Source organism: Pantoea coffeiphila, from assembly GCF_016909495.1.
GTDB classification, from domain to species: domain Bacteria; phylum Pseudomonadota; class Gammaproteobacteria; order Enterobacterales; family Enterobacteriaceae; genus Erwinia; species Erwinia coffeiphila.
On record NZ_JAFBFW010000001.1, the window covers coordinates 687,107 to 709,174 of the forward strand.

24 protein-coding genes are annotated in these 22,068 nt (G+C 56.3%); 17 read left to right on the forward strand and 7 right to left on the reverse strand.

Annotated elements, in window-relative coordinates:
* Nucleotides 1–457: 457 nt before the first annotated feature.
* Both JOE09_RS03235 and JOE09_RS03240 read right to left on the reverse strand, forming a co-directional pair.
* Entirely contained in the window at nucleotides 458–1,510 is a 1,053-nt protein-coding gene (locus JOE09_RS03235; RefSeq protein ID WP_205064767.1) for a phage portal protein, read from the reverse strand.
* Nucleotides 1,510–3,234: a terminase large subunit domain-containing protein gene (locus JOE09_RS03240; RefSeq protein WP_205064768.1), complete on the reverse strand. Its 1,725-nt coding sequence runs from the start codon at nucleotides 3,232–3,234 to the stop codon at nucleotides 1,510–1,512. The genes JOE09_RS03235 and JOE09_RS03240 overlap by 1 nt, the downstream gene beginning before the upstream one ends.
* Nucleotides 3,235–3,391: 157 nt before the next feature.
* Between JOE09_RS03240 and JOE09_RS03245 the strand changes: the two genes are divergently transcribed.
* The 17 genes from JOE09_RS03245 to JOE09_RS03325 all read left to right on the forward strand — a co-directional run bounded on the left by JOE09_RS03245 (nucleotide 3,392) and on the right by JOE09_RS03325 (nucleotide 16,576).
* On the forward strand, nucleotides 3,392–4,219 hold the full coding sequence (locus JOE09_RS03245) for a GPO family capsid scaffolding protein (RefSeq protein WP_205064769.1): 828 nt from the start codon (nucleotides 3,392–3,394) through the stop codon (nucleotides 4,217–4,219).
* Nucleotides 4,220–4,261: 42 nt separating this feature from the next.
* Nucleotides 4,262–5,305 carry a phage major capsid protein, P2 family gene (locus JOE09_RS03250; protein WP_205064770.1) on the forward strand — a complete coding sequence of 348 codons (1,044 nt, stop codon included), beginning with the start codon at nucleotides 4,262–4,264 and terminating at the stop codon, nucleotides 5,303–5,305.
* 46 nt (nucleotides 5,306–5,351) lie between these two features.
* The gene (gene gpM / locus JOE09_RS03255; RefSeq protein WP_205064771.1) at nucleotides 5,352–6,176 is read left to right on the forward strand and encodes a phage terminase small subunit; all 825 of its coding nucleotides are present in this window, start codon (nucleotides 5,352–5,354) and stop codon (nucleotides 6,174–6,176) included.
* A gap of 101 nt (nucleotides 6,177–6,277) precedes the next feature.
* Nucleotides 6,278–6,775: a head completion/stabilization protein gene (locus JOE09_RS03260; RefSeq protein ID WP_205064772.1), complete on the forward strand. Its 498-nt coding sequence runs from the start codon at nucleotides 6,278–6,280 to the stop codon at nucleotides 6,773–6,775.
* On the forward strand, nucleotides 6,775–6,975 hold the full coding sequence (locus JOE09_RS03265; protein WP_205064773.1) for a tail protein X: 201 nt from the start codon (nucleotides 6,775–6,777) through the stop codon (nucleotides 6,973–6,975). Before JOE09_RS03260 ends, JOE09_RS03265 begins: the two co-directional genes overlap by 1 nt.
* A complete protein-coding gene (locus JOE09_RS03270; protein WP_205064774.1) occupies nucleotides 6,966–7,247 on the forward strand; it encodes a hypothetical protein in 282 nt (93 codons plus the stop codon). Before JOE09_RS03265 ends, JOE09_RS03270 begins: the two co-directional genes overlap by 10 nt.
* Nucleotides 7,244–7,795, forward strand: a complete 552-nt coding sequence (locus JOE09_RS03275; protein WP_205064775.1) for a lysozyme — start codon at nucleotides 7,244–7,246, stop codon at nucleotides 7,793–7,795. Before JOE09_RS03270 ends, JOE09_RS03275 begins: the two co-directional genes overlap by 4 nt.
* Nucleotides 7,792–8,187 (forward strand): DUF2570 domain-containing protein, encoded by a 396-nt coding sequence (locus JOE09_RS03280; RefSeq protein WP_205064776.1) that lies wholly within the window; start codon nucleotides 7,792–7,794, stop codon nucleotides 8,185–8,187. The genes JOE09_RS03275 and JOE09_RS03280 overlap by 4 nt, the downstream gene beginning before the upstream one ends.
* Nucleotides 8,093–8,335, forward strand: a complete 243-nt coding sequence (gene lysC / locus JOE09_RS26420; RefSeq protein WP_205064777.1) for an Rz1-like lysis system protein LysC — start codon at nucleotides 8,093–8,095, stop codon at nucleotides 8,333–8,335. Before JOE09_RS03280 ends, lysC begins: the two co-directional genes overlap by 95 nt.
* A complete protein-coding gene (locus tag JOE09_RS03290; RefSeq protein ID WP_205064778.1) occupies nucleotides 8,332–8,790 on the forward strand; it encodes a phage tail protein in 459 nt (152 codons plus the stop codon). Before lysC ends, JOE09_RS03290 begins: the two co-directional genes overlap by 4 nt.
* Nucleotides 8,787–9,425: a phage virion morphogenesis protein gene (locus tag JOE09_RS03295; protein WP_205064779.1), complete on the forward strand. Its 639-nt coding sequence runs from the start codon at nucleotides 8,787–8,789 to the stop codon at nucleotides 9,423–9,425. The genes JOE09_RS03290 and JOE09_RS03295 overlap by 4 nt, the downstream gene beginning before the upstream one ends.
* A complete protein-coding gene (locus JOE09_RS03300; protein WP_205064780.1) occupies nucleotides 9,425–10,009 on the forward strand; it encodes a phage baseplate assembly protein V in 585 nt (194 codons plus the stop codon). Before JOE09_RS03295 ends, JOE09_RS03300 begins: the two co-directional genes overlap by 1 nt.
* Complete coding sequence (locus tag JOE09_RS03305; RefSeq protein WP_205064781.1) at nucleotides 10,006–10,374, forward strand: GPW/gp25 family protein; 369 nt, start codon at nucleotides 10,006–10,008, stop codon at nucleotides 10,372–10,374. The genes JOE09_RS03300 and JOE09_RS03305 overlap by 4 nt, the downstream gene beginning before the upstream one ends.
* On the forward strand, nucleotides 10,361–11,260 hold the full coding sequence (locus tag JOE09_RS03310; protein ID WP_205064782.1) for a baseplate assembly protein: 900 nt from the start codon (nucleotides 10,361–10,363) through the stop codon (nucleotides 11,258–11,260). The genes JOE09_RS03305 and JOE09_RS03310 overlap by 14 nt, the downstream gene beginning before the upstream one ends.
* Complete coding sequence (locus tag JOE09_RS03315; RefSeq protein WP_205064783.1) at nucleotides 11,253–11,855, forward strand: phage tail protein I; 603 nt, start codon at nucleotides 11,253–11,255, stop codon at nucleotides 11,853–11,855. Before JOE09_RS03310 ends, JOE09_RS03315 begins: the two co-directional genes overlap by 8 nt.
* Nucleotides 11,856–11,857: 2 nt before the next feature.
* Nucleotides 11,858–15,466, forward strand: a complete 3,609-nt coding sequence (locus JOE09_RS03320; RefSeq protein WP_205064784.1) for a DUF1565 domain-containing protein — start codon at nucleotides 11,858–11,860, stop codon at nucleotides 15,464–15,466.
* Nucleotides 15,467–15,481: 15 nt separating this feature from the next.
* A complete protein-coding gene (locus tag JOE09_RS03325; RefSeq protein WP_205064785.1) occupies nucleotides 15,482–16,576 on the forward strand; it encodes a phage tail protein in 1,095 nt (364 codons plus the stop codon).
* Nucleotides 16,577–16,855: 279 nt separating this feature from the next.
* On the opposite strand, the gene JOE09_RS03330 is transcribed toward JOE09_RS03325, so the two are convergent.
* The 5 genes from JOE09_RS03330 to JOE09_RS03350 all read right to left on the reverse strand — a co-directional run bounded on the left by JOE09_RS03330 (nucleotide 16,856) and on the right by JOE09_RS03350 (nucleotide 22,066).
* Complete coding sequence (locus JOE09_RS03330; protein WP_205064786.1) at nucleotides 16,856–18,163, reverse strand: ComEC/Rec2 family competence protein; 1,308 nt, start codon at nucleotides 18,161–18,163, stop codon at nucleotides 16,856–16,858.
* Between the two features lie 201 nt (nucleotides 18,164–18,364).
* On the reverse strand, nucleotides 18,365–18,850 hold the full coding sequence (locus tag JOE09_RS03335) for a phage tail protein (RefSeq protein WP_205064787.1): 486 nt from the start codon (nucleotides 18,848–18,850) through the stop codon (nucleotides 18,365–18,367).
* 12 nt (nucleotides 18,851–18,862) lie between these two features.
* Nucleotides 18,863–21,607, reverse strand: a complete 2,745-nt coding sequence (locus JOE09_RS03340) for a phage tail tape measure protein (protein WP_205064788.1) — start codon at nucleotides 21,605–21,607, stop codon at nucleotides 18,863–18,865.
* Complete coding sequence (locus tag JOE09_RS03345; protein WP_239552905.1) at nucleotides 21,597–21,737, reverse strand: GpE family phage tail protein; 141 nt, start codon at nucleotides 21,735–21,737, stop codon at nucleotides 21,597–21,599. The genes JOE09_RS03340 and JOE09_RS03345 overlap by 11 nt, the downstream gene beginning before the upstream one ends.
* Nucleotides 21,738–21,766: 29 nt before the next feature.
* The gene (locus tag JOE09_RS03350; protein WP_205064789.1) at nucleotides 21,767–22,066 is read right to left on the reverse strand and encodes a phage tail assembly protein; all 300 of its coding nucleotides are present in this window, start codon (nucleotides 22,064–22,066) and stop codon (nucleotides 21,767–21,769) included.
* Between the last annotated feature and the right edge of the window lie 2 nt (nucleotides 22,067–22,068).

The window sequence follows — 22,068 nt, forward strand, 5'->3', positions numbered from 1 at the left end:
TTAGATGTAGATTGCATATAAATCAAAATAATTGCGTTTGGTTAGATTATCAACTGAAAAACCAAACGCTAACTAACCCGTACTCAACATATTGCAAAAACCTGCACGAATTTGCACATTTTTTTACCCACTATGAATAGCCGCCCGCGCCAGTGCTGGCGGCGCTCCGCCCGGTTTTGAAACCTGCACAAAAAGAGGCACGTTTCATGTGCGGGCGAGGCGGGGGAGCAATCCCGCGCTTTGGGGTGGCACAGGGGTCAGTCTTCGCCAGCAAAAACGTGCTGAACGCATACAGGAAATACGCATTTGGGGTATCGGAAACGAGATATCGCGCCAGCGTGGCGCTGGCTGCGTTTGAGTGGGTGGTTGTGTCGCGGTTCAGGTGCCTGTTGTGTTCAGAAATGATGATGCTGCAGCGGTACCACACCGCCAGTAATGACGGTGTGGTACCAGAACGTTAATCCGTTGAGGCCAGTAATGCGTAGGGGTTGAAGCGGATCACTTCTTCACCGAGCCAGTCGTTGACGTGCTTCATGGTTTCCATCACCGGCGTCAGTTCGTTGATGGCAAATACACGGGCCGCTTTCTCCACATCTCCGAACGAACCGTTACCTTCCGGGATCGCGCCCATCAGCTGCGGCGGCACGCGATGTGCTGCCAGAATGTCATCGCGGGTTGATGATTTCACGTTAGCAAATTCATCCTTCGCCGATATCTGGCTGAACGGCAGGATCTGCACCGAGTCTTTACCGCCCTCGGGAGCATGCAGCAGAATATTTTTGAATGCCCCGCCCCGACGTGTGTCAGTCAGCGTCTGCTTGAGCTGGTCGATGCTTTCTTTGTCAGCCATCGCGCTGTTTACATAAACGATGCAGCCCGCATGTGAACCGTTGTCGTAATACAGCTTGCGGAACTTATCAGCTGAATGTGCCAGGCTGGCCGACAGCAGACCGGCAAAATACTCCGGCATGCCGTATATTTCCTGATGTATATCGGGATTGATGACGTGGCAAACCGAACCGGTTTCGAACTGGTGATCGTCAATACCCGCCTGCGTAAACCAGTACGTATCCAGATCAGATCCTCGCCTGGTGTATTTCGCCAGCGAGTTCTTAAAACCAAAGGAACCGCCGAGCCGGTTCTTTTGCATCTCCAGATAGGCGTTACCGAATACAAACCAGTCCATAGCAAACGCAGAGAACGCCTGACGGGATAAGAGCTTGTGCGGGATAAAGCAGCCTGCCAGTACGTTGCGTTTAAAGATAATCGCCGACTGGTGCCAGCTGGCATGGCCGAACTGACGGGCCAGACCGTACCAGCTCACCGGCGTTTCGTAATACCGGCCATTGTTGGCGCAGTACATGTTATCCAGCAGGTCATGTGCGTTGGCTACCGGCCAGGGACCGTCAAAGGTAAACATGCTGAGGCCGGGTGCAGACTTCAACGCTGCCGCCAGGTCTTCACGTTCAGAGGTCCGGGCGCGGGCGCGCGCTGGGGTTCGTTTGCTCATTAATACTCCATTACTGTCATGCCGCTACCGCTGGCGTCTTGGCCCAGCGGTTCGTTGATGGTTGCCAGCATGGTTGCCCATGCCAGATCGCCGTGACTGACGCCGCGCGCACGGTCAGTGTCATAGGTAATGATCCCGCCAGGCGTAACAACCTTACGCACGGCACTGAATGCGGTGATCAGGTCATACTCCCCGCGGTCATACTCCCAGCGACCGGCACGGATAAGCTGCAGCATCTTCAGTACCAGCATCCGCTTGCTTGCCGGTGAAAACTGGTAGCAAACTGCCGCAGGAAACTTCTTCTTAACCAGCTGATAAACCGCCTCACCGATTCCGGTACCGTCAATGCCGATGTGGTGAACGTTGTAGCGTGACAACATGCTGATAATCAGAGCGGCCTGTGCTTCAAACTCCATGCCGCGTATTTTGTGCGTCTCAATCGTGCGGAACTTACCGCCGGGCACCAGTGGTACGGCATTGATCGATATCGCCCCGCTGTCCCCCTTCCCACTTGCTCCGTTAGGGTCATAGCCAATCCACACCGGACGATCTGCCATCGGGCGCACGGCATACGGTTTCCAGTCCTGCCACTCGTCGAAACCGTCCGCGCCGCAGGTCAGCAGCTGGTTGTAATCAAACGCCGTTTCACCGTTCTTGATGAAGACGCAGTTATAGAGATTTTCATACTCTTCCGGGCTGTTCTCCTGCTGGATTTCTTCCAGGTCAGTCAGATCCCAACCGTGATCGATAGCATCCTGCAGGGTAACTATCTGCCGCCAGATTTTGTCCGGGCACATCAGTCCACTGTTCAGCGTCTTCCATGTCGTGTCGAACTCGATACGCCCTTTGCTGCTGCGCCCTTTGTTAAACGCCTCTCCGGACCAGAACGGATAAGCCTCATGACTTTCAGCTGATGGCGTGGAGAAATAGGTGCGTGTCAGTCCCTTCAGGGTTGCCATTGCACCGGCCACCTTCTTCAGTTTGGCAAACTGCGCGACCCAGAAATACTCATCAAAATACAGGTTGCCGGTGTATGACTGCGCCGTTGCGGCTGATGTGCCGAGGAAATGCAGTTCCGCCCCGTTCGCCAGCTGGATCATGTCACCGCCCTTCAGCTCGACGTCCACCTCTTCAGCTGCTGAGCGGATAAAACTGCGGAACTGGTAGGCCTGGCGACGACTGGCAGACAGGAAAATCTGATTCAGCTGGTGCTTGTACTTCACGTCGCCGGTCAGCGCCCGAAGCAGCGCCTCGCGGGCGAAATACCACGTCGCGCCGACCTGACGGCTTTTCAGGATCGCCCGGTTGCGGTGATGATGGTTTTCATACCAGCCCTTCTGATGCCAGTGCAGCGAATCCAGGATGTTTGCGCGAAGTGCCGCGATCTGGCTTTCAGAGAAAAAGTTCTGTTTTTTACGCACCTTCTTTTTAGGCTGAGTTACCGCCGTGCCGTTATCCAGCTTCTTCAGCTGTCGCGTCAGCAGGTCAATTTCCTTGAAATCCCCGCCGCTCTTTTTGTCCTTGCCGGTCAGCTGAATTAACCGGGCATCAATCGACGTCGTGACCCGCTGGATCGGAGGGGTGGTGTCCCATTCATCACGCTTTTTCCATGAGTAGATCGTGTTCGCATTGACGCCCATCAGGCGCGAGATTTCCGCAGGCGGATAACCCTGCCAGTACAGCTGCCGCGCACGCTGCATGATGAATGCTTCTTCAACCGCCATTTAGCCTCCTCGCTTCCTGCCGGGGAGATTAACCCGCGCGCGCGAATGCTTTCGCGCCCTGCCTGTTCTCACCGTTCGCCGACAACAACAACGCATAGCGCGGGCGGGCTGGCCCCTGCCATCATCACTGCGAACTCAACAAAGCGAGCAAATGAACATGGCCCAGAACACCCGTAAGAAATTTAAGGTGATGACCAGCGGCGCAACTATTGACGGACGCAAAACAACGCCCGAGCAGCTGCGCCAGATGGCCGCAGCGTATAACCCGACGGTCTACGGTGCACGCGTCAATATTGAGCACTACCTCTCACCGATCCCTGACAGCACGTTCTGCGCGATGGGGGATGTGGTGGCGCTGTCCGTTGAAGATATCTCCGAGGGCGCACTGGCCGGTGAAGTGGCGCTGTTCGCGGAAATCGAGCCTACCGCACGCATGAAGACGATGACCGATGAAGGGAAAAAGATTTATTCCAGCGTCGAGATCCATCCGAACTTTGCCCTGACCAACGGCCCGTATCTGGTCGGTCTGGCGATGACCGATACCCCGGCAAGCCTGGGCACCGACCGGCTGAAATTCACTTCTGAAAAACGCACTGAAGTCCTGCGCTTCTCGTCAGCCACGGCAGAGCCAACCCTGTTCACACCGGCTTTCGATGCAGAAATCGTGCAGGGAAATCAGGAACGGACTGATTCCGGGCGTAACTGGTACAACCGCGTGATGGGCATCCTCGGTAAGGCGCAAAAAACGGATGACCAGCGTTTCAGCCAGGTGCATCAGACCATTGAAATGATTGCGCAGACTCAGGCGGATATCAGCGATCAGTTCAGCACCGCTGAGCAGGAACGCGCGGCAGATAAAGCTGAGATCCAGAAGCTGGCCAGCGAACTGACCTCACTGCGTCAGCAGCTGGAAAGCGCACCGGGCAACTTCAGCCAGCGCCCTCCGGCAAGTGGTGGCGGTAACGTACAGCTGGCTGATTACTGATCCTTCAGCCGCCTACTGATATTCACAACGAGAGTAACCCGAATGGAAAACACTACCCGTCAATTGTTTGAGCAGTATGTCGCCCGGCAGGCGCAGCTTAACCGTGTATCGCCATCGGCTATCGCGGCCAAATTTGCTGTTGATCCGGCGGTGCAGCAGCGTCTGGAAGCGGCGGCACAGGAAAGTGACAGCCTGTTGAGCAAAATCAATGTCTTTGGTGTCACCCAGCAGATCGGACAGAAGGTGTTAATCGGCAGCAAAGGCCCGCTTGCTGGCGTCAATAACAGTTCAACCACCCGACGTAATCCTGGTAGCAATGCTGCGATGGAACCTTACGATTACATGTGCCGTAAGGTGAATTATGACTATGGCATCAGCTACGAGCAGATGGATACCTGGGCGCATCAGCCGAACTTCCAGCCGCTGATCAGTACCGCTATGGCGCGGCAGATGTCACTGGACCGCATCATGATTGGCTTTAACGGCATTAAGTACAGTGACCCATCCAACCGCGCTGAAAATCCACTATTGCAGGACTGCGGTATTGGCTGGCTGCAAAAAATCCGCACCGAAGCGCCGCACCGCGTTATTTCAGGCGTCACCGTCACTTCACGTGATGAAGATAACAAAGTCATTGCTAAAGGCACCTATGGAAATCTTGCTGCGGCAGTCTACGACGCCAAAAACAGCCTCATGGATGAATGGCATAAGCGCAACCCGGACAACATGGTAATTCTGGCAGGTGACCTGCTGACAACCACCAATTTCCCGGCCATTAATGCCATGAGCCAGACCAACCCGAATAGCGAAATGCTGGCCGGTCAGCTGATCGTCGCGCAAGAGCGCGTGGGCAATATGCCGACGTTTATCGCGCCGTATTTCCCGGTAAATGGGGTTCTGATCACGCCATTCAAAAACCTGTCGGTTTACTACCAGCGCGGCGGCCTGCGTCGGTCGGTTATCGAAGAGCCGCATTACAACCGTATCGCAACCTACCAGTCATCTAACGATGACTTCGTGATCGAAGATTACGGCAACGTGGCGTTTATTGACGGCATCACTTTTGCCGAGGCTGCGGGCGGCTGATACGCATCAGGCGGGCTGCGGCCCGCCGTTATTCGGGGACAGGACAATGCTGACACCGGCACAGAAACATTTTCAAAAAGTCATGGCTGAACGCCACGGCAGAACGGATGCGCAGTCAGAAACCGTGCGTACTGCGCACGAGCAAATCATGCACCGGCTGCGTATGGATCAGAGTGCATTAAAGCGAGTGCAGTCTGACCAGGCGAAAGCCGAACTGAAGCGCACCCTGCTGCCCCATTACGAGGGCTGGATCGAGGGAACGCTGGAAGGTAACAGCGGCCGCCAGGATGAAGTGATCGTCACCCTGATGGTGTGGGCGATTGATGCCGGTGATTTAGCGCTGGCAGTTCGCATCGGGCGCTATGTCGTCACGCACGGCCTGGCGATGCCTGACCGCTTTAACCGTACAGCGGCGACGGTGCTGGTTGACGAAATCTGCGATCCGATTCTGGTGCAGGTCAAGGCCAATGAGAGCACTGATGTCACGTCGTATCTGCCTCTGCTGGATGAAGTGGTTGAGATAACGAGCGGTAAGGATATGCCAGACATGGTGCGGGCCAAACTGCATAAGCTGCGCGCTTTCGCACTGCGCAACGGCACTGCTGAAGAACAGGAAACCGCACTGGCGCTGCTGCGGCTTGCGATGACGCTCGACGCCGGGGCCGGGGTTAAGAAAGAAATTGACCGACTGGCCCGCGTGGTGAAGAAGGCAGCAGAAGGTGCGCCAGAAAGTAACGCTGCAGCATCGTCAGATCCGGCAGTGGTGGCCACGAAACCGGCGGCCAGGACAGCGCGCAAGCCTGCGACACGCAAGGCCACCGCACGTAAGCCCGCGGCCAAAAAAGCGGTATCCGTCACCAAAGAACAGTAAACCGAATTGCGCCCCGTGCGCTGGCGGCGCGGGCGGAGATCTGCAACGCAATGCGTGTGCTTTTCTCCGTTCGCTCACCGCCAACCTTTTCAGGAGATGTTATGAGCCTTGTTGCCGGTCGCACAGTAACCCCCTCCTCGGAGGATGTGCCGGACACGGACGACGGCGGGGAAAAAGTCACCGCCGGTGCGTTCTGGCCGGAGATCGTTTTGAGTGATATCCGTAAAGAGATGCGCATCAACGGTGTGGTCACCACCACCCGCCTGAAAAAGGCGGTGATCGAAGGTATGGCCCACACACTTGACCAGCTGGCCGGATGGCAGGCTGTGCAGCTCGCCGCAGGCCATGTGCGACTGGCTGATGTACCGGCCATTGAAATTGATGGCGAGAGCGTAAAGGTTCACCGCTTCCGCCGCGCAGTCTCCAGCATCGCCAGCGCCCACATCCTGGGGACGTATCGCAATGTGGATACCACCGGCAGCGCCGGTGAAAAGCGCGCGGCCGCGCTGGCTACTCAGGCTGATGATATGTGGCGTGATGCCCGCTGGGCGATTACCGACATCATCGGCACCGTGCGTAACTCTGCGGAGGCGTTCTGATGAAAGTGCAGGCGCTACAGGGCGACACGGTGGACCTGCTGTGCCAGCGGCATTATGGCACCACGCAGGGCGTGACCGAAATTGTGCTGGCGGCCAACAAGGCGCTGTCCGGTCAGCTTTTCCTGACCGCAGGCCAGCTGGTTGAGATGCCGGAAATTACCACCCCGGCGGTTAAGGAGACGGTGCAGCTATGGAACTGATTAACCGCATATGGAACTGGCTGACGTACGGCTGGTTAACCCTGCTGGCGAGCGTCGGCATGATGACGCAGCAGGACTGGCTGGCGGCAATCGGCGTGGTGATTGGTGTCGCAGCTGCCGTGATGGGCGAACTGCACCGCCGCCGGATGTCGCGCAGTCAGGAAACGAATAATGCACTGCTGGGCCAGCTGATCGTTGCCATCCGTGACGACAACGAACACCGCAGGGACATTAAAGACCTGATAGCCGATATCAGGAAGACGCCACGATGAAAAAACGCATTATCGCCTGCTCTACCGCCGTGATCATTTCGCTGGCCGCCACACTGTGGCCGCAGACGCTGCGCACCAGCCCGGAAGCACAGCAGATGATGGCGAAGTATGAAGACTGCCGCAAAACCCCGTATTACTGCCCGGCAGGCGTGCTGACCGTGGGGATCGGTTCGACCGGCAAGGTGCAGGACCGGCTGCACAGCGAGGGAGAGATTGCCGAACGCTGGGTTAACGATGTGATGCGCGCCGAAAAGTGTGTTAACCGCGAATTTAACGGCGCAGCTGCGCCACCGCGTGTCTTTGACAGCATGACTGACGGCGCGTTTAACCTCGGTTGTACCGGGCTGGCCTGGTACACGAATAAGCAGCTCAAGAAAGTCCGCACCACGCTGTGGCGTAACGCGCAGGCCGGTGACTGGCGTGGCGTCTGCGAACGCCTGCCGGACTTTGTTAACGCCGCCGGAAAGAAACTGCCGGGACTGGTGAAACGCCGCGCCGAGTTTAGCGAGTGGTGCCTGTCTGACCCTGCGCTGAAGGTGGCAAGGTGAAAGCGCTGCCGGTGCTGGCCGTGGTACTGCTGACCCTGCTGGCTGCTGCCGTGGGCGGTATCGCATGGGAGCGCCATCAGCGCAGTCTGGCCGAGGCATCACTGCAAACCGCGCAGGGCGAACTGAAACAGACGGGCGATGTGCTGAAAGAAGTCCGGGCACTGCGCAAAGACATCAGCGACGTGGAAGCCCGGCTGAAAAAGCTGGGTCAAAACCGCAACGCAACAGGGGAATCACGCCGTGAAAAAATTAACGCTGCACTGGCAGGTGAACAGTGCGCTGTTGTTGCTGTGCCTGATGCCGTGGCTGACAGCCTGTACCAGCGCGCCGCAGAAGTCGCCGCCGGTGATTATTCAGGAGCCTTTGCCAGAAAGCCTGACGGCAAAAACTGACGTGCCACCGGCACCGGCCAGGCCGATGACATACGGGAAACTGGCACCGTGGTCCGATGCGCTGCTGGATGCGCTGGATACGTGCAATGCCGACAAGGCTGGCATTCGTGAACTGGAACTGAGGCGCATCGCCCGGGGGATACAGTGAAAAAAGCTGAACTGTTGCGCGCGGCACTGATTGCCGGAAATACCTGGTGCAAAGCCAACCCTGATGCCATCACCGTGTGGGTGGAAAAAGGCGGTATTGAGATCCAGGCAACGGGCGAGCCGTCGTTTATGTACCGCTACAGCATCCAGGCGTTTGCGATGGACTTCCCCGGCGCGATCGATGACCTGATGTTGCCGCTGCTGGCGTGGGTCTGGGAGCAACAGCCTGACCTGCTGCTGAACCCGGAGAGCAACAGCAAGATCGAATTTGATGCCGACATCATCAGCGACGAGGCTGCCGACATTCTGTTCCGCGTGCCGGTCTGGGAGCGCGTGATGGTCAAAACGGAGAACGGCATCACCACTGCCGAGCATCTGGCCGAGTCCAGACCGATTATCAGCGGCGGCGAGTGGCAGGCGGTACTGGAACCCGATAACGGGGGATCGCTGGTATGAATGACGACGCGCGTTTTGACCAGCTCGACAATGTCTTTGCGGCGATTATCCAGGGCATTGCACCGGCGGGCCGCCTGCGCATGGCGAGAAGCATCGGCACAACGCTGCGCCGCAGTCAGTCGCAGCGCATCGGCAAGCAGGAAAACCCGGATGGCACGAAATACGCAAAGCGCCGCCGCCGCGTGCTGCGTTCTCAGGCCGGTATCAGCTTCATCTGGCAGGGCGAAACCCGCAACCTGCGCACGTGGCGTGCCAGCCGTGGCCGTCGCGGGCGCATGCTGACCGGTTTTGATACCGATCGAGGCGGCCTGCGATCGTTTTACCGGGAAGACATTGAGCGCTATCTCGATATCCGCCTGAACGAAACCCGCCGGGACACCACCAAAACCGATCCGATGTTCCGCCGCCTGCGCTCGGCCACGTTCCTGAAATCGCGCGCGACAGCTGACGGGGCCGAGATCGGGTTTTCCGGCGTGGTGGCGCGCATTGCGCGTGCGCATCAGTTCGGCCTGCGCGACCGCATCAATGACGGCGGCGCGATGGCGAGTTATCCGCGCCGTGAACTGCTGGGCCTGAGCAAAGCAGACCGGCTGGCGATTGCCCGCCAGGTTATCGACACGATGGAGATCCGCTGATGGAAATGCCTGAACTGGTTCGCCTGCTGGAAAACATCATCCGCACCGGCACGGTGACGGAAATTGACGAGGAGAACTGGCGGGTACGGGTGCAATCCGGTGCGCTGGAAATGACCTGGCTGCGCTGGAACGCCCAGCGCGCCGGTGATTTCAGGATCTGGATACCGCCGTCAGTGGGTGAACAGGTGTGGATGTTCTGCATGGGTGGCAATACCAGTAACGCCATTATCGGCGGGAGCCTGTACAGCGAAGATAACCCCGCACCAGGTGCATCACGTAAAGAGATCGTCATCACTGCACCGGACGGCGCGAAATTCCGCTATGACGCCGAAAGCGGCGATCTGCAGGTGACCGGCATTAAGTCCGCCACTATCGCTGCGTCGGTAAAAGTGACGCTGGATACCCCACTGGTTGACTGCACTGAGCTGCTGCGGGCAAAGAAACTGGATATCACTGAAGGTGGCGAGCTGAGCGGGAGCTTTAATCACAGCGGTGGCGCGTTCATATCCAACGGCGTGCAGGTCGATGACCACGCGCACGGCGAAGTGCAGAGCGGCGGCAGCTGGACTAAGGGGACAAAATGACCGAGCGCTATCGCGGCATGAACGCCAGCAGCACCGGCACGCTGACCGATGAAGATCACGTCTGGCAGTCGGTTAACGACATTCTGCTGACGCCAGTCGGCAGTCGCCTGATGCGCCGTAATTACGGCTCTCTCTGCCCTGACCTGTTGGACAGCCCGATGAACGATGTTACCCAAATGCAGCTGATGAGCGCAGCGGTCATCGCGCTGGCGGCATGGGAGCCGCGGATAGTGCTGGATGCGGTCGATGTGACTTACTCAGCCAGCGGCGCAGTCACAGCTGCGCTGTCCGGCATGCTGACGGAAACACTGGAAAAGAGCACCGGCACGGTGACGTTAAGGAGTACCGGCAATGCCGACAATTGACCTTTCGCAGCTGCCCTCACCGGCCATTATCGAAACGCTGGACTTCGAAGTCATCCTGACCGAAGTCAAGGCGGTGATTATCGCCGCGTTTCCGGCGGACCAGCAAAGCGCCGTTGTGGCCGCATTGTCGCTGGAATCTGAGCCGCTTAACGTACTGGCCCAGACGATAGCGTATCGCGAGATGCTGCTGCGCCAGCGCATCAACGAGGGCGCAGCGGCAACCATGCTGAGTCATGCGACCGGCGACGATCTGGACAACATCGCCGCGAACCTCGAAACGGAACGTCTGGTTATCACTGCGGCCACCGATACCGCCGACGCAGTGATGGAAAGCGACGAGGCGTTACGCCTGCGGGCGCAGTCGGCGTTTGAAGGTATGAGCGTTGCCGGACCATCGGCGGCTTACGAGTTCTTTGCCCGCAGCGCCAGCGGCCAGGTGGCTGATGCACGTGCAACCAGCCCGTCACCGGCTGAAGTGGTGATCGCCGTGCTGTCCACTGAGGGTGACGGCACTGCACCGGCAGAACTGCTGGCCGCTGTCTCTTCTGCGGTAAATGACGAAGAGGTGCGCCCCCTGGGGGATCGGGTAACGGTGCGCAGCGCAGACATCGTCGAATACGCGATCGACGCAACTTTATATCTGTATCCGGGGCCGGAGTCTGAACCGATTATCAATGCGGCAATGGCCTCGCTTCAGACCTTCCTCACGGCCAACGATAAAAAGATTGGCCGCGATATTGTCCGCTCCGCGCTTTCCGCTGCGCTGCATGTGCAGGGTGTCCAGCGCGTGGTGATTAACTCGCCCGTCACTGACCTGCAGATCAGCAATACCGAGGCGGCACGCAACACCGGTTACACAGTGGACAACGGTGGCACAGATGAATAACTCCCTGCTGCCGCCCTCTGCCGGTGACTGGATGCGCCACACCGAAGCCGCAACTGCCAGGCTTTCCGCGATCACCGTTGCCCTGCGCACAATCTGGACGCCGACCGCCTGCCCGGTGGAGCTGCTGCCCTATCTGGCCTGGGCGCTGTCGGTTGACCGCTGGGACAAGGACTGGCCGGCCGATAAAAAAATTGGCGCTATCCGGCAGTCCTACTGGCTTCACCGGCGCAAGGGTACGCGCGCAGCGGTGCGGCGTGTGATCGAGGACATGGGCTTTTCGGCCTCGTTTGCCGAGTGGTTCGATGTGGGCGATGCGCCAGGTACGTTCCGGCTGGAGGTGGATGTTAACGAGGTCGGACTCACACCGAAAACCCTGGACGAACTCAATCGCATGATAGCGGATGCAAAGCCAGTCAGTCGGCACCTGGCCCAGATGACCGTCGCTGTCAGTACGCAGGGTAATGCCTGGACAGGCGTAGCGATTTTCGATGGCGAGGTGACAGACGTTTATCCGAAGGATTACCAGCCTGACGGCAGCCTCTGTTTTGATGGCATGGCGAATTACAACGGCTTTATTTATTACACCGGGATTTAACGATGACAAACATTAACGAAACGCCAGACTGGGAAAGCAGTATCTATCAGATAAAGCGCGGGGATAAGGTTGAAGGTGGTCCGGCCGGACCCGCTAATGTGCAGGCATCACAGCTGGCTAACCGTACCCGGTTTCTTTACAACAACCTGATGGAGCTGAAAGCGGCTGTCTATGCCGAGATCCTCATAGCCGCAGATATTGCCGAAGGGATGAGTAAGACGGTGAGCGGACAGTATTTTCGCGTCTGGCAGGGTGAAAACGGCTACTACTCGTTTATTTATTATTTCAATGATGGTGGAGTCGCACGCCTGGTGGCCGCAGAAGCAAACGGCAAAACGGTTTTAATGCACGCAGCGGCCAGCGGGCTGACCGTCAGCCAGCCAAATCTGTTCAGCAACGATGTGTCAGACACCAAAGCCCTCCCGCCCGTCAGCGGCGCTACCGTACTGCCCGTTATTACCCGGCTGAATGGAACGCCCTGCTTTAAAATGAGTACCGCGCCGGGGTCCGTTACCGAATCCGGCGAGACGCTGGGCATATTCAGCGCCGATAATTTCCCGTCCGGTTTTATCTCCGGCTCGCTGAGTATCCTCGATGCCGATGCTTCAACGGGAAGTGCGTCGCAGTTGCGCCTGCTGGTGATGCAGTTCGACTCAGCAGGCAATGAAATTGGCGGCGCGCGAAATACCGTGCGGATTGCCACAACCGAATCGGTCAGCGGCCCTCTTTTTGTCAGTATTCCGGGCGCAACCAGGCACGCCTCCTGCGCCAGCGTTGCCCTGTATCTCGGTATCACGACCGGCAACAGTGCGGCTGTGCGTAATGTGTGGTTCCGCGATTTACTGATGGCCGACGGCGTTAATCCGTCTTTCCGTCGCCGGGAGCGCGAACAGTCAACCACAGAGCAGATAGTGACCGGACGCGGAGCCGAAACCGTCCTCTCGCCACCACAGGCCGCAGTTGCACTGGATCAGATACTCAGTGGCCTGGCACAGTCGAACCTGTTCCCGGAGTACGATTTCAGTGCCTACGCCGTCGGTGATATCCCGGCGGGCTGGGCTAACGTGCAGATAGCGACAGTACAGGGAAAAAAAGTGCTCCGCGCCCTGGCCACCACCACAGCGTCCGCATCCAGTAGCCCGTCAGTCGATGTGTCTGCGCTGGCCGGTAGCCGGGTGTCGGTTTCCGTCGATATCCTGGCGAAGACCGGCGATCAGGGTGTTACAGGCGGTCTGAACAATCTGCGGTTCCGTCTGGCAGCATTTGACAGTGCAGGCGCGCTGATTAACACCGCCTGGCAGAATGCAGAGGGTAACGATGACAATACCGGTCAGTCCGGCACCGGGTGGCAGTATTACAGCCGTGACGTGCCGCGCTCAGGTATCACGTCGCTGACGCGTCTGAGTGTCGCCCGTGGCGTGGTTATTCCGGCGAATGCGGCAAAACTTGTTCTCAACGTCTATCGTCGTGGCACCGTAGCCGCGCCGTGCCCGGAGATTATTTTCGACGGGATCGTGATGTCTCCCGGCTATTCTGCCGTGTTCCTTGCACCGTATCCGTCAGCAGGCCCGACCGCACCGTCATGGCCTGCGACCGACAACCGTCATTTCATGACGGAAGCGCTGACCGGTGAGCTGATAAAGCGAAAGAACTTCTGGGATGTGAACAAAAACAGATACCCGGACTCCCGTATGCAGGCGGAAACCGCCGGGGCATATTCAACGCGCTGGGGCAGTCCGCTGCGTGTCCAGAAAATCAACGGTGTCATGGCGCTACAGGTGCCGGTGGCCGGACTGGTCAATGCTGCTGCCGGGTACAACGACACGCCGATTGATATCACCGGATTTACCTCCGGTTTCTTCTCGGCCGCCGTGGATATCATGCTGAAAACCGGTGACCAGGGCGTTAACAGTACAGGCATGAACAACCTTCGCGTGCGTATCTGGGCAAAGGATGCCAGCGGTGCCCTGATGCTCGATGCCTGGGCGGGCGTCAGCGGCAACGACGACCCGAACAGTGCCGCAGGCGGGTCAGCGCGTCAGTATTTCACCCGTAACGTAACCCGCGCCGATATCACATCACGCACCCGGATGGTGATCGGGGAAGGCATTCCGATCCCGGCGGGTGCCGTGGCGCTGGTATTTAATATCCGCGCCGAAAGCACATCGGCAGTGGCCTGCCCGCAGATGCACCCGACCAACTGGCTGCTGCGCGACGGGAAAGACGCGAGCTGGACAGATAACGAGGTACAGGCATCAACCGGGACAGGGCTGAAAACGGTCTATGTTGCTCCGGCGGGCAGCGACAGTGCAGACGGCACAGCCGCCTCTCCGTTGAAAACCCTCACAGCGGCCATCGCGAAAATCGGCGGAACCGGTACGGTTAACGTGGCTCCAGGCATGTACCCGGGCGAAAGCATCCCACAAAATCTCGTGGGCGATTTGCGTATCGTCGGGCTGACCGACAGCGGATTCAACTACCCGGTATTCAGGTTTGGTAATCCCCTGTCAGGCGTGACGAAGCTGGCTGGTTACAACCGGGTCTATTCTGCACCACTGACCGGCTATGCCGCCGGTACACACCCCGCGTGGATGTGGCAGGACGGCGTACCGGATGAAGACACGCGCGAAACGAAAGTCAGCCGCATGTCGGAATACATGCGGGGCATGGCGCACCGGCTGGAATGCACAAAAATCTGGCTGACCACGGCGACGGATAAAGCTGCAGCCCTGACAGAGATGGACGCCAGCAATTCACCGCTGTGCCGGTGGGTGGAGTCAGAAGGACGTGTGTACTTCACCCTGCCGAATGGCGGCGATGCGACCGCCGCTGGCACTGCGATTTACGCTCCCACAGGCTGGGCGGCTTTGTTTTCCGGCAGTGCCACCGTCTGGTCGGCCAGCGGGCGCGTCAGTGTCACCGGCATCAAGGTGCGATACGCGACAATCAACACCGTGGGATTCCGTGAGTCGGTACTGACCGACGCTCACAGTCTCGGCTGCCCGCAAAATGGCATGGATATCGGCTGCTGGACGAAAATGTACAGCTGCCGCTTTCAGGGGGTGGGGTCATCGAATATCGCCGGGACGTTTGACGGGGTGAACGCGCATAACTTCAGCGTGCTGGAACACCATAACTGCCTGTTTACGGATAATGTGGATGACGGAATTTCCTGCCATGAAAACTGCTACGAAATCGGCTGGTCGCCTGTGATGGTGGCAAATCTTGGTGGCGGCGGCACCCCGGCCTACGGGTGTCAGGCGGTGTACTACTTCCCGTATACCTCGCGTAACGCGTTGCAGATTCGGAAGGTCAACGGCAAGCGGGGTGGTATAGAGTCACACATGAGCCCGCTAACCTCTGATCCGGGCGTCACCACGTCAGTTACGGTGTATTACGGCATTTCAGATGGAGACTATAACGGGTACTGGTCTGGCGATACCGCCGACCCATCAATCAAAGCCACAATGAAATGCATTGGTTGTGTATCTATCGACCCGGTGAATTATGGCTTTGCAGTAACACACATGATGGACTGCCGACATACCGGCAGCGGAACACCCCGTAAGCCGGGCACCAATGCACCGGTCAACACCAGCATCGTTAACTGAGCAGTGGGAGATATCATGGAAACGAGGAAGTATTTCGCCACGCTCACCCTCGCCGGAGTGGCCGCACTGGCACAGGCGGCACTGTCGGGGGAGACAGTTGGCTTTACTGAAATGGCCGTGGGTGACGGTGGCGGAACGCTACCAACCCCGACGCCTGAACAGGTCGGGCTGATTAACGAGTGTTATCGCGCGCAACTTAACCGCCTGGTGATTGCCGATCAGGGTAACAATATCATTCGCGCGGAAATGATTATTCCGCCACAAGCAGGAGGTTTCTGGCTTCGCGAGACGGCACTGTTCGACGAAAACGGGATTTGTCTGGCGGTGGCCAATATGGCCCCCACGTACAAACCGCTTCTGTCCGAAGGTTCCGGGCGAATGCAGGCGGTGAATATCTGGATCGCGGTCAGCAGCACTGAGAACGTGGAGCTGAAAGCCGATCCGTCAGTCATTCTGGCCTCTGTGGATGAAGTCAATCGCGCTAAAAATGAAGTGAAAGATTACACTGACGACGAGATTAGCGCGCTGGACGCCAGCCTGAAAACCCTGATCAGCGAAGCTGTTTCAGAGGCGATAACTAATGCTAAGCGTGATTTCTGGGAAGAAGAAAACCCTAAAGGCACGGTGCGATTTTTCGCGCAGAAGGTGGACCCGAATGAACTGTATCCGTGGTCTACGTGGGTTTATACCGGCGAGAACAAATCCATCCGTGTAGGCAAAGCTGACGGCACCAACGTCGGCCAGACCGGCGGCAGCGATACCGTGACAATCAAACGTGAAAACCTGCCAGCGGAAACGCTCGATGTTTCAGGCAAAGCGGCGTCTGTCGAACTCAACGACGTGGAAACCACGGGGGCAGGTGGCGCAGAGTTCAACGTGTATCGTTTTGGTCAGGAAGGTCGGGAAAACTCTATCGCACCGTTCTCACTGGATGACGTGGATATGGGCGATATCCCTGTACCCGTGGAGATCCAGCCCCATAAACACACCATCAGCCTGACGGTCCCCGAACGAGATGTTAGCGGTAAAACCGAGGCGCTCGGCCAGGGTAAAACGATAAGCATCGTTGAGGAACACACCCTGTTCATGTGCTGGGCGCGAACCGCGTAAAAGCTAGCTGCAGTATGGTTAAAAATGGCAGTGCTGCAGCCAGAAGAAAGCCCCTGAAGCGGGGCTTTTTTATTGCTCAGAACAGGCTATTAACTGTATCAGCTCAAACTTAAATTGACAGGTTTAGCAGGTAAAGCATCATTAAATCTGACAGTCTGCTTTTAAGCGAGGAGCGGACTGAACCTTAAGTTATGGTCGGATAATATTACAATACAACATTTCACCAACGGCTTTGTTGTCTGGTGAATTCGCAATAATTTATTCTTACATTCGTCGCCGTTAAAATCCGTATAAAAAATGCACTGGGTTTTGTCGAGAAGCATTATAAACAACGCTTTTTTCATCATTCAAATCATCTAAAACAAACTGACTGGGATGCTTTAATGTAGGAGTGGCGCATTGAATAAAATAAGCTGGCTTGATCTTCTTAGTATGTCCTTTCTCCCAGCAATCGGCAGAACCATGATGAGGAATCTGAAATAATCCGCAATTCATCCATCGATCAGCGCCCAAATGAGACTTGAAATCATCCAAAACAGGGGTTGTGAGATTAATGTCTCCTGTAAATATCAAACCAGCAGAATGAATTTCGTAGCTTTGGTGATATAGAGTGAATATGGGATAGTGAGTATGTAGTGTCATTTTAGGTGAAGCATACATGCATAAAGAAATGTTGTTCTTCGCTTTGCTAGTACTGCCAAAATGTTTCTGGTAGCAAGTCTTGAGCGTTTCCCTCCACTTTGCATCTAGGCTAGATTTTACACTCTGGTGTAGGTTTATACTCTCAATTGTCTGTTGTATATCGTTCTTAGCATCGGCAAGTTTAACATGAGATTTGCTTGCATAAAGCTCCCCGTTTTTTTCATATACAAGATTGAGTTTTTTAAATGTTTTTTCGGCATTATAAAATATAAACTCAAACACACCACTGAGTGCACCAATAGGTTGCATGTGGGTAATTTTTGATAGTTTTATTCCGCTACTATTGATTGGCCTTCCCAAATCAAAAAAAACATTATCGAACGCATCATTTATACTTCTTTCTTGTTCTGGAAGGTTTAAATCCTCTGAATCACCTCGTAGTATTAAAGGCTCGTCAAGAATTTTTGGAAAAGGTTTAGGGGTTTTCGGTTCATCAGAATCCTCAGGACCTCCGTTGCCTTGTACTAATATTATTTTTTCAACCCGATCTGACAGCTCGTTATTATATAACCATAACGCTGGATTTAACTGAAAAAGTGCGACAGAAGCTGATACTCCATGGGACCCATTTACAGATATTTCCCTAACGGTCTGAGTCCAGTCGCTATAGGGGAGGACTAATCTCTTTATTGTGTGCTTTTTTAATAGAGTTAATAATCCATTAACATGGTCATCGTCAAAATGAGAAATGACCATCATATCTATACTATCACCGTCATTGAACTCCAAATAAGATGAGTCAATTATTTTATTTATGGTGCTTTCACTGGTAGAGCCACAGTCATAACCCCAATTGAATTCCCTGCCATCTATACCTCTAATTTTTGAAGTGAAAAAAGTGCCATTTCCTACTGCGTGAAAACAACCTGACAATATGTTGAACATTATTTCATCCCCTTAAGTAAAATTTTAGCTCCAATACGCCATGACAGTAAAATATCATCACTCTCATTTGTTTCAACATACATTGTGGTTTTTGCTGACGAACCTATACGCGCTGATGCTTACAAAATCCGCTTCTGGCACAGAGCCGCCTGTCAAATTAGATTCAGCTCTGTGCCTTAGATTTGTCGGGTCAAGTCTTAGCTAAAAAATGTTAACCGAATCAGAAACCGAGTTAACGGCTTTCATCGCGCTGGTTTTCAGATCATTCAGCACGTCACTGACGGATGAGGATTGCAGCTTTTCACGGAAGTCGGCGTCAACACGACTGAGACTCAGGGTAAACTCTATTTTCTTCGGGTTCCCGTAGCGGTCAAACTCCGATTTTCCCCGCTCCAGCGCCGTCATGACGTACATACCGTAAATCAGCCCAACACCATCAATCAGCGGCCACGGCCGCCCGGAAAAACCGATACTGTTCAGCGCTGCCAGCGAGAGATTGCCGCCGGTGATCTCAGGATACAGTACCCCCTCCAGGGTAACGGTATCATCACCCGGGCCGATATACTGCCAGCCCGCCGACGCATTCACTCTGTCGTTTTTGACATGCCGCCATGACTGCGAATGCTGCAACGACTGATAAGGGACGGTGCGCAGTGTAAAAACGAACATCCCGTAAACCATCATCATAAAATCATCCCCTTATTCCCTGTCACGGAAAGAACCACGGTTAGATCTGCGGGTGCTGGCCATCTCTTCGCGAATAGCCTTGCGTGCCATTTTTTCCAGCTCCTGCAGCGAGTATTTTCCAGCATCCTGAAAAATTATCTGGATGATCGGCGCGGCACCTGCTGAAGCGGAAACCGGCACCGCAGCTGGCCGTTCTGTTGCACTCGGTACAGACAGAACGCCGCCCGCCGCCGCAGCTGAAACACGCGGCACTGGCTGCGGTATTACACGTGCCTCCTGGTATGCCCCGCGCAACGCCAGCGCCTGCGGCAGATTTTTAAACACGATATCGCCGGGGCCGATTTTCTTTGTGTTATCAGCGGTGGCTTTCGTGTTGTCGGCTATCTTGCTGAGTTTTTTGTTTGTATCAGAATTTGCCCCGGTCAGGACACCACCAGGCGGCTGAAGCGGGCCAACAAATCCAGTCGGTCCGTCAGGCTTTTTCGGATTGATGGCCGCCAAATCACCCTGAAGAAGTGCGATCCTTCCCTGCAAGGTTGCTGATGCCTGCGCCTCTTCAATTTTCCTGCGGGCGCGCTCCGCCTCGTCTGGCAATACGCCCAGTTTCTCCAGAATCCAGCCCAGCACATCAAGCAGCATCCGTGCCGGTGTAAGCACTAGTTGCAATGCACCACCGATTACATTGCCGAACGTCTCACCGGCGCTGGCGCATTTATCCAGGGTTTCTTTGCTGGCTTCCATCGGGGTGAGTAGACTCTTGAACCACTCCCACGCGGTTTTTATCGCATCACCAATGGCGGAAAATATCGGCGCAAACGGGGCCAGTGCGTCCCTGACCGGTGCCAGTGCCTGCCAGACACCTGTGAAGAACCCGCCAAAGAATGCCTTTATCGGCTCCCAGTATTTCCAGATAAGCAGACCGGCGGCGATGAACGCGGCGGCTATCAGTCCCGGAACGCCCAGCAGACCGGAAAGAATGGTGCGCAGGCCAGTCAGCGTCAGATTCAGCGTCGCAATGTTGGTGCCCGCGGTAACACTGGAAAGCCCCATCATGCCGATAGCCAGCCTGAGCTTTGCAAACGGGCCGAGAATGAAGGAAGCCGCAAGGCTGGCAATGCCGATAACACCAACCAGTGCGACGAGCGCGCCCGCAGCAACGAGCAGCCCCTGTGTAAGCTGCGGGTGCTCTTTCATCCAGGCCTGCGTACTGGTGACGGCGGATGTAATACCCTGCACCAGTTGCCTGAGCATGCCATCCAGACTCGCCATCGCACCGGTGCGCAGGCTGTTAAAAGCGCCGCCGAGTTTGCCAATATCACCGGCCAGGTTATCACGCAGCGTGTCGCCAACTTTATCGGCGCTACCGCGTGTATCGCCCATCTGATCGGACACATTCGCCAGGGCAGAAAGGAACGCCGGGATCTGGTCTACGGAAAGATCTTCAATCGGCGTGCCGAACAGCGAGATAGCCGCATTGGCGCGCGTGGCAGGGTCCTGAATTTTCAGCAGCCCCTGCGCTGTTTTCTGCATCGCCACCCGCGCACTGTCACCTCCTTTCGCGATCGAGGATGACATGGATGCTGCGTTAAGCCCGATTTCCTCATAGGCTTTCACGCTGTTCTTTGACATATCGGAGCCACGGATCGAAAACTCCTTGATCGCGTCCCCGGTTTTATCCAGCGCAAACTTGCCCTGCTTCGACATATTGACCAGCAGCGACATCGCTTCAGCGCCTGTGAAGCCCATATTGCGAAAGTGCGTGGAGTATTCGTGCAGGATTTCCGGCAGCTCGCCGCGCATCTGCGTTGAAACGCGCTGCATGCCTGCGGTGATCAGGTCCATGGCTTCATCGCTGTTACGCGCGAGGCCATTTTTCATCATGATCCCGGCCATCTGGATATTTTCCGTCATATCCCCGCCGAACACTTTCTGCATATCCATCGCTTTCCGGGATATGCGCGTCAGTTCGTCGTCTCCCACTTCGCCCAGCGCACCCAACGTGCTGCGCACTGCTGCAACGGACTCCGCGATACGATTGAGGTCATTGCTGACGCCTGAGCCGTTCAGATCCTGAATGATTTTTGAGTACCGGTCGCTGCCTGCCACACCTTCGCCATTCTGTGCAGCGATGACGGACGCGTGCTGCTGTGTTTCCACCTCCGGTGCCATCAGACGCGCGCCCAGATAACCCGCCCCCGCAGCACCTGCCACGGCCATCGCGCCAGCGCCACGCATTTTCCCTGCCACCTGCTGCGCACGGTCATAGCGCAGTCGCGCCTGCGTCACAGCGGCCAGCTGTCGTCGCTCCCGTTCCAGCGTCTGATTAAACTGCTCCAGCCGTCGTCGTGCGCTTTCCGTTGTCGCCGCGCCGCCAGCCAGGGACACACCGTGACGGCGTAGCGCCTCAGAGGCCAGGCGCAGGCCGTTTACCTCTGAATCACGCTTAGCCTTGAGCCTGTCCAGCTGCGCTGCCAGGTTCGTCATCTGGCGTCGCTGCTTATCCGTAAGCGCGACACCGGACTGCTGCGCCCGCTGTAACCCCTCCAGCGTGTTGCTGGTTTCATCAATTTTGCGGGAGGTCTTCTGGACGTTGTCACGAAGCCGGTTAAACGCCACGGACTGGCGCTCCACCTCTCTGACGGCGTTTTGTGTGGATTTGAGTGATTCAGAAAGACGGCCAGCAGCAGCGCTGGCCGCATTCACGGGGCGGGATAGCCTGTCAATTGCACTGAACGCAACGCGAATACTAAGATCCATCGTCGTCATCCTCCTCGTTGTTGCCGCTTCTGATGGCCGCCTTATCGCGCCAGGCCATCAGTTCGCGCAACTCCATGCCGTACATGGCAGAGGGCGGCCAGTGAAAGATAACCGCGACGTCGGCGATCAAGTCATCGACGTCGGTAAAACGTGCCTCTCTTACTCTTTCGCCACTGCCACCGTGTTCGATGCTGACGGCTCCGCTTTCGTCAAAAAAGGTGTGATTTCTTCGCACAGCGCCACGAAGTCACCGGTTTCAAGCGAAGCAATCTCCGCCCCGGTGAGCGCAGGCGTGGCAACACGGGTCAGCAGCGTGGAAACTGCGGTGTAATCAAAGTTCAGAACATCCACCAGGCGCAGGCCGCGCAGGGAGCCAGCCTGCTTAATTGTGTCATTGATGGTGATGCTGGTAATTGTCTGGTTGCCACGAACAATCGGGGTATTCAGCGTTACGGACATAG

Bases quoted from the DNA above. Each gene is read 5' to 3' on its own strand.
- JOE09_RS03340 (WP_205064788.1), bottom strand. From the start codon at position 21,607: ATGGATCTTAGTATTCGCGTTGCGTTCAGTGCAATTGACAGGCTATCC.
- gpM (WP_205064771.1), top strand. From the start codon at position 5,352: ATGCTGACACCGGCACAGAAACATTTTCAAAAAGTCATGGCTGAACGC.
- JOE09_RS03320 (WP_205064784.1), top strand. From the start codon at position 11,858: ATGACAAACATTAACGAAACGCCAGACTGGGAAAGCAGTATCTATCAG.
- JOE09_RS03350 (WP_205064789.1), bottom strand. From the start codon at position 22,066: ATGTCCGTAACGCTGAATACCCCGATTGTTCGTGGCAACCAGACAATT.
- JOE09_RS03240 (WP_205064768.1), bottom strand. From the start codon at position 3,234: ATGGCGGTTGAAGAAGCATTCATCATGCAGCGTGCGCGGCAGCTGTAC.
- JOE09_RS03295 (WP_205064779.1), top strand. From the start codon at position 8,787: ATGAATGACGACGCGCGTTTTGACCAGCTCGACAATGTCTTTGCGGCG.
- JOE09_RS03315 (WP_205064783.1), top strand. From the start codon at position 11,253: ATGAATAACTCCCTGCTGCCGCCCTCTGCCGGTGACTGGATGCGCCAC.
- JOE09_RS03235 (WP_205064767.1), bottom strand. From the start codon at position 1,510: ATGAGCAAACGAACCCCAGCGCGCGCCCGCGCCCGGACCTCTGAACGT.
- JOE09_RS03270 (WP_205064774.1), top strand. From the start codon at position 6,966: ATGGAACTGATTAACCGCATATGGAACTGGCTGACGTACGGCTGGTTA.
- JOE09_RS03300 (WP_205064780.1), top strand. From the start codon at position 9,425: ATGGAAATGCCTGAACTGGTTCGCCTGCTGGAAAACATCATCCGCACC.
- JOE09_RS03250 (WP_205064770.1), top strand. From the start codon at position 4,262: ATGGAAAACACTACCCGTCAATTGTTTGAGCAGTATGTCGCCCGGCAG.
- JOE09_RS03245 (WP_205064769.1), top strand. From the start codon at position 3,392: ATGGCCCAGAACACCCGTAAGAAATTTAAGGTGATGACCAGCGGCGCA.
- JOE09_RS03335 (WP_205064787.1), bottom strand. From the start codon at position 18,850: ATGATGATGGTTTACGGGATGTTCGTTTTTACACTGCGCACCGTCCCT.
- JOE09_RS03265 (WP_205064773.1), top strand. From the start codon at position 6,775: ATGAAAGTGCAGGCGCTACAGGGCGACACGGTGGACCTGCTGTGCCAG.
- JOE09_RS03260 (WP_205064772.1), top strand. From the start codon at position 6,278: ATGAGCCTTGTTGCCGGTCGCACAGTAACCCCCTCCTCGGAGGATGTG.
- JOE09_RS03275 (WP_205064775.1), top strand. From the start codon at position 7,244: ATGAAAAAACGCATTATCGCCTGCTCTACCGCCGTGATCATTTCGCTG.
- JOE09_RS03330 (WP_205064786.1), bottom strand. From the start codon at position 18,163: ATGTTCAACATATTGTCAGGTTGTTTTCACGCAGTAGGAAATGGCACT.
- JOE09_RS03325 (WP_205064785.1), top strand. From the start codon at position 15,482: ATGGAAACGAGGAAGTATTTCGCCACGCTCACCCTCGCCGGAGTGGCC.
- JOE09_RS03305 (WP_205064781.1), top strand. From the start codon at position 10,006: ATGACCGAGCGCTATCGCGGCATGAACGCCAGCAGCACCGGCACGCTG.
- JOE09_RS03310 (WP_205064782.1), top strand. From the start codon at position 10,361: ATGCCGACAATTGACCTTTCGCAGCTGCCCTCACCGGCCATTATCGAA.
- lysC (WP_205064777.1), top strand. From the start codon at position 8,093: ATGCCGTGGCTGACAGCCTGTACCAGCGCGCCGCAGAAGTCGCCGCCG.